10 protein-coding genes are annotated in these 15,118 nt (G+C 67.2%); 1 reads left to right on the top strand and 9 read right to left on the bottom strand.

The genetic code is table 11. The features are described from left to right. Positions 1-117: 117 nt before the first annotated feature. From rseP to rpsB, 8 genes are all read right to left on the bottom strand, one after another. On the bottom strand, positions 118-1,464 hold the full coding sequence (rseP, locus tag C693_RS0108380; RefSeq protein WP_017461815.1) for an RIP metalloprotease RseP: 1,347 nt from the start codon (positions 1,462-1,464) through the stop codon (positions 118-120). Positions 1,465-1,477: 13 nt separating this feature from the next. After that, positions 1,478-2,653: a 1-deoxy-D-xylulose-5-phosphate reductoisomerase gene (locus C693_RS0108375; protein WP_017461814.1), complete on the bottom strand. Its 1,176-nt coding sequence runs from the start codon at positions 2,651-2,653 to the stop codon at positions 1,478-1,480. After that, entirely contained in the window at positions 2,650-3,480 is an 831-nt protein-coding gene (locus C693_RS0108370; RefSeq protein ID WP_017461813.1) for a phosphatidate cytidylyltransferase, read from the bottom strand. Before C693_RS0108370 ends, C693_RS0108375 begins: the two co-directional genes overlap by 4 nt. 17 nt (positions 3,481-3,497) lie before the next feature. Then, positions 3,498-4,238, bottom strand: a complete 741-nt coding sequence (uppS, locus tag C693_RS0108365) for a polyprenyl diphosphate synthase (protein WP_017461812.1) — start codon at positions 4,236-4,238, stop codon at positions 3,498-3,500. Positions 4,239-4,281: 43 nt separating this feature from the next. Beyond that, positions 4,282-4,839, bottom strand: a complete 558-nt coding sequence (gene frr / locus C693_RS0108360; RefSeq protein ID WP_017461811.1) for a ribosome recycling factor — start codon at positions 4,837-4,839, stop codon at positions 4,282-4,284. Between the two features lie 83 nt (positions 4,840-4,922). Continuing rightward, positions 4,923-5,645 (bottom strand): UMP kinase, encoded by a 723-nt coding sequence (gene pyrH / locus C693_RS0108355; protein WP_017461810.1) that lies wholly within the window; start codon positions 5,643-5,645, stop codon positions 4,923-4,925. Between the two features lie 261 nt (positions 5,646-5,906). Beyond that, positions 5,907-6,785 (bottom strand): translation elongation factor Ts, encoded by an 879-nt coding sequence (gene tsf / locus C693_RS0108350; RefSeq protein ID WP_017461809.1) that lies wholly within the window; start codon positions 6,783-6,785, stop codon positions 5,907-5,909. 66 nt (positions 6,786-6,851) lie between these two features. After that, positions 6,852-7,706, bottom strand: coding sequence for a 30S ribosomal protein S2 (rpsB, locus tag C693_RS0108345; RefSeq protein WP_017461808.1), 855 nt, complete (start codon positions 7,704-7,706; stop codon positions 6,852-6,854). 320 nt (positions 7,707-8,026) lie between these two features. On the opposite strand from rpsB, the gene map reads away from it, so the two are divergent. After that, positions 8,027-8,794, top strand: a complete 768-nt coding sequence (gene map / locus C693_RS0108340; protein WP_017461807.1) for a type I methionyl aminopeptidase — start codon at positions 8,027-8,029, stop codon at positions 8,792-8,794. Positions 8,795-8,821: 27 nt separating this feature from the next. Here map and C693_RS21400 read toward each other — a convergent pair whose 3' ends face one another. Then, on the bottom strand, positions 8,822-15,115 hold the full coding sequence (locus tag C693_RS21400) for a YDG domain-containing protein (RefSeq protein WP_017461806.1): 6,294 nt from the start codon (positions 15,113-15,115) through the stop codon (positions 8,822-8,824). Positions 15,116-15,118: the final 3 nt, after the last annotated feature.

Genomic DNA, 15,118 nt, shown 5'->3' with positions numbered 1-15,118 from the left:
AGGCGTGGCGAAGGAGCAAGGCCGATGTGCGATCACGTCCACCAGCTCCGGCGGCGGGTGACGCCGCGTTCAGGAGCGGGCCGTACGAACCGGCATCATGGGCAGGGCGAAGATCCGTCACGACAGCAGGATGCGATGGAGGTCGTTGTAGAACGCCAGACCCATCATCGTGAACAGCAGGGCGAGCCCGACATACTGGCCGGCGATCATGGTTCGCTCGCTGACCGGGCTGCCCTTGACCAACTCGATAAGGTAATACAGCAGATGACCCCCATCCAAGAGCGGGATGGGTAGCAGGTTGAGGATGCACAGGCTGAGCGAGACCATGCCGAGGAAGTTGAGGAACCAGCCCGGGCCCATGCTGGCGGACTGGTTGGCCACCTGGGCGATGCCGATCACGCCGGAGAGATTCTTGGTCGAGGCTTCGCCCACCAGCATCTTGCCGATCATGCGGAAGGTCTGGGCGGCGCTGTCCCGGGTCGTCGCGATCGACTCGCTCAGGGCACGCAACGGCCCGTAGCGCTGGATCGCTGTCTCGGTTTCCGGGGCCAGCACGCCGATCACCCAGTTCGAGGGCTGGCCCTCGAGGGATTCCTGGCGAGCGATGACGGTGAGTGGAACCTGCCGGCCGTCGCGCTTCACCACAAAGGCCAGCGAGGGTGACTTCGGAGCCTGCTCGCGGATGGCTTTCTGCAGGTCGGCATAGTTCGCCACCGGCTGGCCGTCGACGCTGAGAACGAGGTCCCCGGCCTGCATTCCACCCAGTGCGGCGGGCTTGCCGGGCATGACCGAGCCGATCACCGGCGGTGCCGGTGCCAGCGAGAGCCCCAGCCGGTCGAGATACTGACCAACATCCTGGCCGGCGGGCAGGCGGTCGAGCGGCAAGGTCAGGTCACGTTCCCGGCCATCGGTCCCGCGGACGTGCAGGGTGAGCGGATCGCGACCCAGCAGTGCATCGACCAGATCGTCGGTGACACCAGACCAGGTGGTCGTCTTGTGACCATCGATGGACAGGATGCGGTCGCCGTTACGCACACCGGCTTCGGCAGCCATGCTCTGGGGGGCGGCGGCAACGACCGGCACCGCGTCAGGACGGCCGATCATGAACATCACCCAGAACGCAGCCACCGCGAAGATCAGGTTGAAAGCCGGTCCGGCGGCGACGATCGCGATGCGCTTCCACACCGGCTTGCCGGTGAACTCCTCGCCCTGCAGTTGCGGTTCCACGTCGCCCTCGCGGGCGTCGAGCATCTTCACGTAGCCGCCGAGCGGGATCATCGCGACCTGGTACTCGGTGCCGTCCCGGCCGACACGCTTCCAGATCGCCTTGCCGAAGCCGACGGAGAAGCGCAGCACCTTCACGCCACAGCGGCGCGCGACCCAGAAATGGCCGAACTCATGAAAGGTCACCAGCACGCCGAGCGTGACCAGCAGCCAGAACACCGAGCCGAAAAAAGGATTCATCGATAAGAGCTTATCAGCATGCGTGACGGAGGACGCGGCGTGCGGCAGCGCGCGCCACGCGGTCCCGATCCACCAGGGTCTGGACATCGACCACGGCTTCGGCCGGCAGTTCCGCCAGCACGCTCTCCACCACGTTGGCGATGTCGAGGAAACCCAGCGCCCCGCCCAGAAAAGCCTCCACCGCGACCTCGTTGGCTGCGTTGAGAATGGCCGGGGCGTCGCCGCCGGCGCGCAGCGCCTGGAAGGCCAGCGCCAGGCAGCGGAACGTGTCGGTATCCGGCCGTTCGAACTGCAGCGGCGCCAGCGCGGCGAGGTCCAGCGGGGCGACGGCGGTGTCGATCCGTTCCGGCCAGGCCAGCGCGTGGCCGATCGCCGTGCGCATGTCCGGGTTGCCGAGCTGGGCCAGCACCGAGCCGTCCAGGTAGTCCACCATCGAGTGGACCAGGCTCTGCGGGTGCACCAGCACCTCGATGGCGTCGGCCGGGGCGCCGAACAGGTGGTGCGCCTCGATGACCTCCAGCCCCTTGTTCATCAGGGTGGCCGAGTCGACCGAGATCTTGCGGCCCATCACCCAGTTCGGGTGGGCGCAGGCCTGGTTGGGCGTGATCTGGGCCAGTTCGGCGCGGCTGCGGCCGCGAAACGGGCCGCCGGAGGCAGTGAGGATCAGCCGGCGGACACCGCTCGTGGCCAGGTCCGGGCGTCCGCCCGGCAGGCACTGGAAGATCGCGTTGTGCTCGGAGTCGACCGGGATCAGCTCGCCGCCGCCCTCGTCCAGCGCGGCCAGCAGCAGCGGGCCGGCCATCACGATGGATTCCTTGTTGGCCAGCAGCAGGCGCTTGCCGGCCCGCGCGGCAGCGAGGGTGGACTCCAGTCCGGCGGCGCCGACGATGGCGGCCACCACGGTGTCGCAGAGTGGGCCTGCCGCGGCTTCCGCGACGGCTTGCGAACCGCTGGCCACCGCGCAGTGCACGCCGGCGGCGGCGAGACCCTTGGCCAGGGCCGGCTCCAGCGCGGGATCGGCAATCACCGCCAGGTCGGGCCGGTGCGTCACGCACAGCGCCACCAGTGCGTCGACCTGCCGGTGCGCCACCAGCACGCTGGCCCGGAAGCGCTCCGGGTGGCGCGCGATGACGTCGAGGGTGCTGCCGCCGATCGAACCGGTAGCGCCAAGGACTCCGACCTGTCTCATGACAGCTGCACGACGCCGAGCAGCCACAGCCCCAGCGCGAACACCGGCATCGCGGCGAACACGCTGTCCAGCCGGTCGAGCAGGCCGCCGTGGCCGGGGAACAGGTGGCCGGAATCCTTCACCTGGGCGTGGCGCTTCATCAGGCTCTCGACCAGGTCGCCGACGATCGAGACCGCCACCGTGACCGCCGCGAGCACCACCAGTCCGACCAGCCGCGCGTCATGCACGCCCAGCAGCCAGCCGCCGATCGCCACGACCAGACCGGCAGCGACGAAGGCGCCGTAGACGCCGGCCCAGGTCTTGCCGGGGCTGATCTGCGGCGCCAGCTTGCGCTTGCCGAGGAAGCGGCCGGCGAAGTAGGCGCCGATGTCGGCGGCCCAGACGATCGCCAGGCCGAGGAAGGTCCACCAGTGGCCGTGCGGCACGGTGCGGTGGATCAGCACCAGGCCGGCCCAGGCCGGCACCATCACGAACACGCCAGCCAGCAGCTTCAGGCGCCGGTTCTCCGGTGTCGGTGCGGCGCCGAAGGAGAAGTGGCGCAACCAGGCCGATGCGACGCCCCACCAGACCACGCCCAGCAGCGCCATGACCGCCCACAGCCACGGTGCACGGCTCCAGCCGGCGGCGGCGTATACCAGCGCCAGCACCACCAGCATCGCGACGCGGGCGGCCATGTTGTCCAGCCCGCTCAGGCGCATCCACTCCCAGGCGCTGGCGAGGAACGCGATCGCCACGATCACCGCGAACACCGGCGTCTGCGGCCCGAGGATGATGAACAGGGCCAGCGGGAGCAGCAGCAGGGCGGTGAGGATGCGCTGGAGCAGCATGGGAATCCTTGCAGGGGTCAGGGCGGGGGCGCGGCGGCGAGTTGTTCGCTGGTGCGCCCGTAGCGGCGCTCGCGGCGGGCGAAGTCGTCGATGGCCTCGGCCAGGCTGGCCTGGTCGAAGTCCGGCCACAGGGTATCGGTGAAGTACAGCTCGGCGTAGGCCGCCTGCCACAGCAGGAAGTTGCTGATACGTCGCTCGCCGCCGGTGCGGATGAACAGGTCCAGCGGGGGCTGGTCGGCCAGGCAGATCCATCGGCCCAGCGCCGCTTCGTCGAGGGCGTCGGCGGCCAGCTCGCCGCGGGCCACGGCCCGGGCGGCTTGGCGCGCCGCCTGCACGATGTCCCAGCGGCCGCCGTAGTTGACCGCGATGTTCAGGTTCAGCCGGGTGTTGCCGGCGGTGCGCTCCATCGCGCCGCGCATGCGTTGCTGCAGTTCCGCGCCGAAGCCCGACAGTTCGCCGATGAAGCGCACGCGCACGCCCTGGGCATGCAGTTCGTCCACTTCCTTGTCCAGGGCGCGCAGGAACAGCGACATCAGTGCGCTGACCTCATCCTCCGGACGCTGCCAGTTCTCGCTGGAAAAGGCGAACAGCGTCAGCGCCTCCACGCCCTGCCGGACGCAGCCCTCGATCACTTCGCGCACCGCCTTGCGCCCGGCGTTGTGGCCGAAGCTGCGCGGCTGGAAGCGGGCCCTGGCCCAGCGGCCGTTGCCGTCCATCACGATGGCGATATGGCGGGGTACCCGCGCCGGCGCGTTCATGCGCGGCGACGCCGGCCGGGCGGGGCGGGCGAGCGCGGCATCGTCAGACGCTCAGCAGCTCTTCTTCCTTGTGCTTGACCACCGCATCGACTTCCTTGACGAATCGATCGGTGATCTTCTGGATCTCCTCGTCCGCCTTGCGCTCGTCGTCCTCGGTGATCTGCTTGTCCTTGCCGAGGTCCTTGATCTGCTGCAGGGCGTCGCGGCGGATGTTGCGGATGGCGATCTTGGCGTTCTCGCCCTCGTGGCCCACGTGCTTGGCCAGCTCGCGGCGGCGCTCCTCGGTGAGCGGCGGCATGTTGAGGCGGATCACGGTGCCGGCGGTGGTCGGCGTGATGCCGATGTCCGAGGCCATCAGTGCCTTCTCGATGGTCGCCACCAGGCTCTTTTCGAACGGGGTGATGATGATCGAGCGCGAGTCGCCCAGGGCGACCGAGGCGACCTGGTTCAGCGGCATGTCCGAGCCGTAGTAGGACACCTTGATGTTGTCCACCAGTGCGGTGCTGGCGCGGCCCGTGCGCAGGCGCGTCAGGTCGTGCTTGAGCGCGTCGATGGTCTTGCCCATGCGGGTCTGGGCATCGGTCTTGATGTCGTTGATCATGGGACGTCTTCCGGTGGATCAGGCGAGCCGGCAAGTATACCAGCGAGGCGGAGCCGCCCTTGGGGCGGCGCAGCAAGCCCGGGTCAGTGGGTGCCGACGGTGGTGCCGATCGATTCGCCTTGCATCACCCGCATCAGGTTGCCCGGCACGGTCATGTCGTAGATCACCATCGGCAGGCGGTGGTCGCGACACAGCGCGATCGCGGCGGTATCCATCACCGCCAGCTTGCGCTCGATCACCTGGTCGTAGGTGAGGTGGTCGTAGCGGGTGGCGTCGGCGTGCTTGGCCGGGTCGGCGGTGTAGATGCCGTCCACCTTGGTCGCCTTCAGCAGCAGGTCCGCACCCACTTCCACGGCGCGCAGCGCGGCGGCCGAGTCGGTGGTGAAGAACGGATTGCCGATGCCGGCGGCGAACAGCACGATGCGGCCCTTCTCGATGTGGCGGATGGCGCGGCGGCGGATGAAGTCCTCGGCCACGTCGTGGATCGGCAGAGCGCTCATCACGCGTGCGAAGCCGCCACGCTTCTCGATCGCGTCCTGCATCGCCAGCGCGTTCATCACGGTCGCAAGCATGCCCATGTGGTCGCCGGTGACCCGGTCCATCCCGGCCGCGGCCAGGCCGGCACCGCGGAAGATGTTGCCGCCGCCGATCACCACGCCGATCTCGACGCCGGCCTTGCGTACTTCGAGGATTTCGTCGGCGAGGCGGCCGATCACCTTCGGATCGATGCCGTAGTCCTCGTCGCCCATCAGGGCTTCACCGGAGAGTTTGAGCAGGATGCGGCGGTACTTAAGCGGTTCGCTCATGGGGTCTCCGGATTGTGTGGGGCAAACCGCCATATTGTAGCGGGCGGCGGGCCGGCGGTTAAGCTGGAATGCGCCTTGTCGGCCTGATTCAGGCGAAAAAGCGCATCTTGCCGGAGGCTTGGGGCGACAAGGGCATCCATCTCCCCTCGAGTGACGCTGCGCGGGCTTCGCCGGCACGCCCGGGAGTGGCGCCGAATGGGTGTCCGGAAAAGAAAAAGCCGCGGTTTCCCGCGGCTTTTCCGGATCAACGGGCGGGCAGGATCAGACCTGCATCGCCTTCGCCACTTCGGCGGCGTAGTCTTCCTGCACCTTCTCGATGCCTTCGCCGACGGCCAGGCGGGCCACCGCCACCACTTCGGCGCCTTCCTTCTTCAGGGCGTCGCCGACGGTCACGTTGGTGTCCAGCACGTAGGCCTGGCCGAGCAGGGTCACCTCGGACACGATCTTGTTGATCTTGCCGGAGATGATCTTCTCGAGGATCTCGGCCGGCTTGGCCTTGTCCTTGTCGGACATCTGGCTCAGCGCGATGTCCTTTTCCTTCTGCACGAAGTCGGCCGGGACGTCCTCGGCCTTCACGTACTGCGGGTTCATCGCGGCCACGTGCATGGCCACGCCCTTGGCCAGCTCCTCGGAGCCGCCCTTCAGGGCCACCAGCACGCCGATGCGGCCGCCGTGGATGTAGCTGCCGATCACGCCGTCGGTTTCGACGCGGGCGATGCGGCGCACCTCGATCTTCTCGCCGATGGTGGCGATCAGCGCCTTGGCGCCTTCCTCGACGTTGCTCGCACCCGGGAAGGCGGCCGCCTTCAGGGCGTCGATGTCGGCCGCGCCGGATTCCAGCGCCACCGTGGCGACGGTATCGCTGAACTTCACGAAGTCGGGGTTCTTGGTGACGAAGTCGGTCTCGCAGTTGACCTCGACCAGCACCGCCTTGCCGGCGGCCTGGGCGGCCACGATGCGGCCTTCGGCGGCGACGCGGTCGGCCTTCTTGTCGGCCTTGGCCAGGCCGTTCTTGCGCAGCCACTCGATGGCGACTTCGATGTCGCCGTTGTTCTCGACCAGGGCCTTCTTGCATTCCATCATGCCGGCGCCGGACCGCTCGCGCAGTTCCTTCACCAGCTGGGCGGAGATGTTGCTCATGTCAATTCCTCGAATGCTTTGAAGCCCGACGGCCGTCGTGGCCGTCGGGCGGATGGAGCGGCAGGCTTACTCGGCGTCGCCCGATTCGCGGCGGCCACGGCCACCGTCACGGCGCGGCGCACCCTTCTTGGCCGGGGCGCGGCGCGGAGCGGCCTTGCGCTCCTCGTCCTTGGCGACCGGATTGCCTTCCTCGTCCAGCTCGACGAACTCGTCGGCGTCGCCCTGGGCGGCGTTCGGCGCGGCGGCCTTGCCTTCCAGGATCGCGTCGGCGGCGGCGCGGGCGTACAGCTGGATCGCGCGGATCGCGTCGTCGTTGCCCGGGATGGCGTAGTCGACCAGCTCCGGGTTGTAGTTGGTGTCGACCACGGCGATCACCGGGATGCCGAGCTTCTTGGCTTCCTGCACGGCGATGTCTTCGTGGCCGATGTCGATGATGAACAGCGCGTCGGGCAGGCGGTTCATGTTCTTGATGCCGCCCAGCGAGTTCTCCAGCTTCTCGCGCTCGCGGCGCAGCGACAGCACCTCGTGCTTGACCAGCTTGTCGAACGAGCCGTCGGTCTCGGCCGCTTCCAGCTCCTTCAGGCGGGCGACCGACTGCTTCACGGTGCGGAAGTTGGTCAGCATGCCGCCGAGCCAGCGGGCGGTCACGAAGGGCATGCCGGCGCGGGCGGCCTCTTCGGCCAGCGGCTCACGGGCGGAGCGTTTGGTGCCGACGAAGAGGATGGTGCCGCGCTTCTGCGCCAGACCCGACAGGAAGTTCATCGCGTCGGTGAACAGCGGCAGGGTCTTCTCGAGGTTGATGATGTGGATCTTGCCGCGCGCGCCGAAGATGTACGGCGCCATCTTGGGGTTCCAGTAACGGGTCTGGTGACCGAAATGGACGCCCGCTTCGAGCATCTGGCGCATGGTGACTTGGGCCATGGGTGTAACTCCGAATTGTCGGTTCCGCGAACGGAACCTGGGGGTTGGGACCTCCACGCATCCCCGGCTTCGACCGCGGCGTTTCCTGGGATTGGCGGAAACGGACGCAGCACCCCGAAGACGGTGCCGATGCGTGTGTGGCGTTGGTTTGGGCTTGTTCCGCTGGATGGTTACAATGCCCGCTCGCATTGCAGGGGAGTGGGCTGAAAACGCCTGTTGCGCCCCGCAAAACTCACGAATTATAGCCGGTGAGCCGGCAAGGCGGCAAGTTGGGCCCGGGTGTTGATCCACGGGCATGCCGCCGCCATCTGGGTGGAACCATGGCCATTACCCTCAAGACCCCCGAAGACCTGGCCGCGATGCGCGTGGCCGGCCAGCTCGCCGCCGAAGTGCTTGCCCTGCTCAAGGAGCACGTCAAGCCCGGCGTGACCACCGAGGACCTGGACCGCATCGCCTACGAGCACATCGTCAACGTGCAGAAGGCGATCCCGGCCAACGTCGGCTACCACGGCTTCCCCAAGACGTTGTGCACTTCGGTCAACCACGTGATCTGCCACGGCATCCCGAACGAGAGCAAGGTGCTCAAGGACGGCGACATCATCAATCTCGACGTCACCGTCATCAAGGACGGCTGGCACGGCGACACCAGCCGCATGTACTTCGTCGGCACCCCGTCGGTGCTGGCGAAACGCCTGGTGGACACCACCCACGAGGCGATGATGCGCGGCATCCAGGCGGTGCGCCCGGGCGCCACGCTGGGCGACGTCGGTGCCGCCATCCAGAAGCACGCCGAGGCGGCCGGTTTCAGCGTGGTGCGCGAGTACTGCGGCCACGGCATCGGCAAGGTCTACCACGACGAGCCGCAGGTCCTGCATTACGGCAAGCCCGGCACCGGCATCGAGCTCAAGAAGGGCATGACCTTCACCGTCGAGCCGATGATCAACGCCGGCAAGCCGCACACCAAGCAGCTGCCCGACGGCTGGACCGTGGTCACCAAGGACCACTCGCTCTCGGCCCAGTGGGAGCACACCATCGCCGTGACCGACGACGGCTTCGAGATCCTCACGCCCTGGCCTGACGCGGTGTGAGCCGATCAGTCCCCCGCAGAACGCGCCTCACTGAGACCGGGGTGCGGTGCTGTCGGGGGTAGTAGCGCCATCAATCTTGCTGCAGCTTCCTGCGGCCATTGTTGGCGTCGCGAACGGATCGATGCTGCGATGGCCGGCGCAGGGCGGTTGTTCCAGCGGGTTGCCGTCGGCACTCACCAGCAGGCGCACGGCGGTGGATTTGCCCGGCGCCGTCCGCTGCATCTGCAGGCGTGGATCCAGCGCCAGCGCAAAGCCGTTCACGCCGGCATAACCCCAGGTCACGTTCTGGGTGGCCGTGCCGGTGGCGCCGCCCAGACTGGGCGGTGCCGCGCTGGCGGTGATGCTGCCCAGGCCGCTGGCCGAGCTCGGCAGCAGGTAGTTGCTGAGCAGGGTGCCGGCGTTGGCGCTGAAGTCGCCCGCGCCCAGCGCAGCGCTGACGGCGATGCCGCTGCCGATGGCCGAACTGGCGTACTCGCCCTTCGTCTGCGTGACGCTGGCGCCCTGACCGGCGACGAAGCCGCTGAGCTGGAAGTTGCCCGCGCCCAGCGTGGTCGTGGCGGTGCCGTCGTACGGCTTGCTGATCATGCCGATCAGGCTCGCCGTGAGCGGACGCGAGGTGATGTCGGCGCGGGTGGTCTGCGTGCCGAGCAGGGTGTAGTTGCCTGCCGCGCTCCCGCTCAGGGCGAGACCGCCGACGGTGACGGTCTTGCCGGTCCCCGCATTGGCGTCGGCGAAGTTGGCTGTGGTGGTGCTGGTCGCGAGGCTTACCGCGTCGCTGCCGACCACGCCGGTGAGGCTGCCCCAGTGGATGATGCTGGCGGTGGTGCTGCCGTCGTAGACCTTGTTGCTGGCGCTGAGGCCGCTCAGGGTCAGCGCCTTGGGCGTGATGTTGGCGCGGGTGGTCTGCGCGCCGAGCAGGGTGTAGTTGCCTGCCGCGCTGCCACCCAGGGCGAGGCCGCCGACGGTGACGGTCTTGCCGGTACCCGCGTTGGCGTCGCTGAAGTTGGCCGTGGTGCTGCTGGCAACGAGGCTGACCGCATCGCTGCCGACGATGCCGGTGAGGCTGCCCCAACTGGTCACGCTGGTGGCGGTCGTGCCGTCGTAGACCTTGCTGGCAGCAGTCAGCCCGCTCAAGGTCAGCGCCTTGGGCGTGATGTCGGCGGTGGTGGTCTGCGCGCCGAGCAGGGTGTAGTTGCCTGCCGCGCTGCCGCCCAGGGCGAGGCCGCCGACGGTGACGGTCTTGCCGGTGCCCGCGTTGGCGTCGGCGAAGGCCGCGCTGGCGCCGCTGTCGACCAAACTGACCGCGTCGCTGCCGACGATGCCGGTGAGGCTGCCCCAAGTGGTCACGCTGGTGGTGGTCGTGCCGTCATACACCTTGCTGGCCGCGGTCAGCCCGCTCAGGGTCAGCGCCTTGGGCGTGATGTCGGCGCGGGTGGTCTGCGTGCCGAGCAGGGTGTAGTTACCTGCCGCGCTCCCGCTCAGAGAGAGGCCGCCGACGGTGACGGTCTTGCCGGTACCCGCGTTGGCGTCGCCGAAGTTGGCCGTGGTGCTGCTGGCAACGAGGCTGACCGCATCGCTGCCGACGATGCCGATGAGGTTGCCCCAACTGGTCACGCTGGTGGCGGTCGTGCCGTCGTAGACCTTGCTGGCAGCAGTCAGCCCGCTCAAGGTCAGTGCCTTGGGGGCGATGGTCAGCGTTCCACCGATATCGGTGATGCGGTAGCCCTGCTGGTCGGACCACAGATCGGGGCTGTAGGTGCCGACGTTGATCGCGCCATCGTACGAATTGCCAAGGCCGAACAGATGACCGGAGGTATCCGCGCCACTCACCGAGTAGGTCGGGTTGAGCAGGCCGAAGCCGCCGCCGTTGTAGGTCTGGGTCTGATCGGTCGCGGTGACCGTCAGCGGGGTCAGGAAGGCGTTGAGCAGCGGCGCGGTGTGGCCGTTGTAGATCACCCACACCGGCGAGCTGAAGTCGAAGCCGGTGAAATTGGCCTGCTGCATCATCTGCGCGCTGGTCAGGCCGGTGGTGCCACCGGTGGTGGCGCCCGAATAGGCGGCGCCGATGCCGGCGGTAGTGCCGGAGGTGTCGGTGTTCCAGTAGCTGGTGCTGACCGTGCCGGAATTCTGTCCCACCAGCGCGCCGACGTCGCCCGCTCCGCTGACGCTGCCGGTGGCATAGCTGTTGCTGATGGTGCTGCCGGTCAGCATCGAGCCGACCAGCCCACCGATGGCGGTGGAGGCGACGCCGCTGTTCAGCCCGGCCACGCTGTCGGTGGCGTAGCTGTTCTTGATACTGCCGCTGCTTTGTCCAACCAGTCCGCCAGCGCCGTGTTGGGCCACGGTCACGCTGCCGCCAATGGCATAGTCATATTCCACGGTGCCGTCACTGCGCCCGACCAGTGCACCGGCCAGACCCTGCCCGCTGATGCTGCTGTTCAGCAGACCGACATCCCGCAGGGTGCCGCTGGAGTAGCCGAACAGACCCACGTAGTAGGTGCCTGGCCGGTTGACAGTGAGGCTGGAGATGGAGTGCCCCAACCCGTCGAACACGCCTGTGAATTGGTTCGCGTTGCTACCGATAGGGTTGAAGCCCGCACCACCATTCCAGATGGACGTGGCAGAGGCATCGATGTCGTTGCCCAGCACATAGTTGCCGGCAAGCTTGCCATCCATCGCCTGCAACTGATCGACGTTGGTCACGACGTCAAAGTAGGTCGGTGTCGCCGAACTATTGCTGCCCAGGATCACATGTCCACCAACCGGCGCCCAGCCGAAGCTGGTGAGATAGGGCGTGGTCTGGTTATCGCCATTGGCCCATGCGGCAGCATCGAACCCGGTGGGGAGTCCGCCCGCCAGCTGCGCCGTGGTCAGGCCGGAAACGCCAGTGCCTGCGTAGCTGCCCGCCCCGGTGCTCAAACCGGAAATCTGGGTATCCCAGTAGGAATCGGTGATCGTCGCTGAACCGGCATAGCCGACCAGCCCACCCACATTGCTGCCAGTACCCGTCACCTTGCCGGTGGCATAGGTTCGCTCGATCGTGGCGAAGAAGCCATCCCCGACCAAGCCGCCGATTCTGTCGCTCGTGCCCGATATATCGCCGGTGGCGTAGGAATCGCTGATCGTCGATCCAAAACCATAGCCCATCAGGCCGCCCACACCCTGCACCCCGGTGACAGATTCGGTCGCGTAGGATTTCTCGATTGTCGTGAAATACCCGCCACCGATCAGCCCGCCAGCATATTGGTCATTGCCTGTTACATCGCCGGTCGCGAAGACATTGCTGATTGCTGCAGAGTTTGCGGCTCCCGCCAGCCCGCCGACCGCGTAAGAGCCGGTTATGGAATTATCGATCAGGCCGAGGTTGCGCACGGTATTACCGACCCCGGCAAAAAGACCGACGTAATCTTCCGTTGGACGATTGATCGTCAGTCCGGTGATGGTGTGATACAGCCCATCGAAGACGCCCTTGTAACTGCCACTTGCGTCGCTCGAAGCAAATCCAACCGGATTGAAGCCCGCGCCGCCGTTCCAGCCAGCCGTGGTGCTGGCATCAATGTCGTTGCCCAGCACAAAATTGGTGGTCAGATTGCCATCCATCGCCTGCAATTGATCGATATTGGTGGCGACTTCGAAATAGGTCGGCGTTGCCGAACTGTCGCTGCCCAGGACCACGTGTCCACTGACCGACGCCCAACCGAAGCTGGTGAGATAGGGCGTGGTCTGGTTATCGCCATTGGCCCACGTGCCGCTGCTAAAGCCTGCAGGCAGGGCCGCGGCCAGCTGCGCGGTGGTCAGTCCACCGCCGCCCGTCACCGTGCCATAGAGGTATCCAAAGCCGGCATTGGTGCCCTTGCCGGTGGTGGTGGTGTCCCAGTAGCCGTTGGTGATGGTGCCGGCAAGAGCGTCCTTTCCTCCGACCAGCCCGCCGACGTCGCTGCTGCCGCTGACCTTGCCGGTAGCGTAGACATTGCTCACCGTGCTGGCATACATGTATCCCAGCAGCCCGCCGACGATGGATCCGCCGCTGACGTCGCCCGTGGCGTAGGCGTTGCTGATCGACCCATTGCTGCTGTATCCGATCAGGCCACCGATTCGGATGCCGTTGCCGCTGACGTTGCCGCTGGCGTAGACGTTGCTGATCTTGGCGCTGGATCCAAGGTTGAGTCCGATCAGGCCGCCGACTTCAGAGTCGCCAACGACGTTGCCGGTGGCATAGGCATTGCTGATCGTGCCGGTGTTCTGGCCGACCAGCCCGCCGGTGTTGGTCGTGCCGTTGACGTTGCCGGTGGCGTAAGCGTTGCTGATGGTGCCGCTGTTGACGCCGACCAGTCCGCCGGCGCTGTCGTTGGTGGACGTTGTGCTCACCGTGCCGGTGGCGTAGGCGTTGTCGATGGTGCCGCCGATGGCGTACCCGACCAGTCCGCCGGCATAACGGATGCCGGTGACGCTGCCGCCGACCATGCCGATGTTGCGGATCGAGCTGTTGCTCGTGTAGCCGAACAGGCTCGCCGCGAACGCCAGATGGGCACGGGTGGTCAGGTTGCTGATGGTGTGGCCCAGGCCATCGAACCTGCCGGTGAAGGTGGCGCCGCCACTACCGTCGCCGATGGGGTCGAAGCCGTAGTAGCCGCCAAAGCCATCGGGATTCCAGGTGGCCGTGGCCGAGGCATCGATATTGGCACCCAGCACATAGTTGCCGCTGAGGCTGCTGGCCGCCACGCCTTGCAGCGTCAGCGTGCTGGGCGCGCTGCTGGCATCGCCCGCCGAGCCCAGGCTGGTGATGATCGTGTAGTTGATGACACTGCCACTGCTGCCCAGCTGGGTGCTGAAGCTGACGGTGCTGGCGAGGTTGACCGGCGCGTTGACGGTGTAGTCGGAGGTGACGCCGCCAATGACGCCGTTGGTCGAGCCCTGACCGTACTGCAGCGCCAGCCCGGCCGTGCCCGAGCCATTCATGGCCGTGTTGATGATGATGTTGCGGTAGGCGTTCAGCGTGAGCGTGTTGGTGCTCCAGCTGACCGTGTCGTTGACGAAGATGTCGCCGTTGCCGGCAGTGCCGCCGCTGCTGGACTGGATGGTGACATTGCCGCTGCCCAGTTGCGTGGACAGGGTGGCGCCGCTGATGTCGCCGCCACTGGCGGCGATGGTGAAGTCCTGCGGGTCGATCAGCCAGTTGCCGTTTGCGCCGCTGGCGGACTTGGTGGTGATCGTGGCGCCGTCGGCCACCTTCAGATGCGCGCCGGAGGTCTCGATGTGTCCGCCGTCGCCGCCGTTCGGCGCGCTGGCATCCAGCGTCCCGGCGACCTTCACCGTGCCGCTGTCGCCGCCCAGCAGTTCAATGGTGCCGTGATGGTTGGCGACGGTCTGTGCCTGGATCTGTCCGCTGTTGTTCACCACCGTCTGCAGCAGCGCATCCCTGGCCTGCGCCGACAGGATCACCGCGCCGCCATCGGTGGTGATCACACCGCCGTTCTGCGCCAGCGCGCCCAGCGCACTGCTGCTGACCCTGAAGTTCAGCAGCGAATTTCCGGCCAGGGTCAGGTCGACGCTGCCGCCCGCACCCAGCGCGGTGGTGCCAACGGGTGTAGCGATGCTGCCGCCGTTGCTGACGTCGGCAGCGACAAAGGCGACGTAGCCACCCTTGGTCGCGTTGATGCTGCCATCGTTGCGTACACCCGCCGCGCTGTTGCCAGCGAAGTGGTAGCTACCCGAGAGGAAGTCCCGGTCGCTGATGTCGAGCGTGGAGGCGACAATGCCGCCCACATCCACCTGCGCACCGCGTGCGAAATAGATGCCGTTGGGATTGACCAGGAACACCTGGCCGTTGGCATCGAGGTGTCCGTAGATCGCCGAGGGGTCCGAACCCAGCACCCGGTTCAGCGCCACGCTGGCGCTGTTGGGCTGGTTGAAGGTGACGGTCTGGTCCGCACCGATGTCGAAGGACTGCCAGTTGAGGATCGCGTTCTGGCTGCCTTGGTTGATCGTCAGCGTATTGCCGCTCTGGCCGATCGTGGCCTGGCCGCTGATCACCTGACCACCCGTGGGCAGCGGATGTACCGGAGGCGCGAGCGCGACCTGCGTCGCGCCCTGCTCCAGCGTGCTGCCGCCCTGCACCGTACTCAGGGCGGCTGCCGCCAGCGCAGAGCCTGGAGCCGCCAGTCCCAACGCCAGCAGCATCGCACCGCTCAGCGGCGCGAGGCGATAGCGGGGCCGGCTGCGCCGGGCGGGGCCGGCCCCGCCTTTGGCGCGGGTGATCTCGGCGACGGGCACGAGTGCGCCAAGCGCTTGGTTCCAGATGAGTCGGTAGATGTGATTCATGAC

The organism is Dyella ginsengisoli LA-4 (assembly GCF_000334915.1).
GTDB classification, from domain to species: domain Bacteria; phylum Pseudomonadota; class Gammaproteobacteria; order Xanthomonadales; family Rhodanobacteraceae; genus Dyella_A; species Dyella_A ginsengisoli_A.
This window is presented reverse-complemented; position numbering and strand designations above follow the sequence as displayed.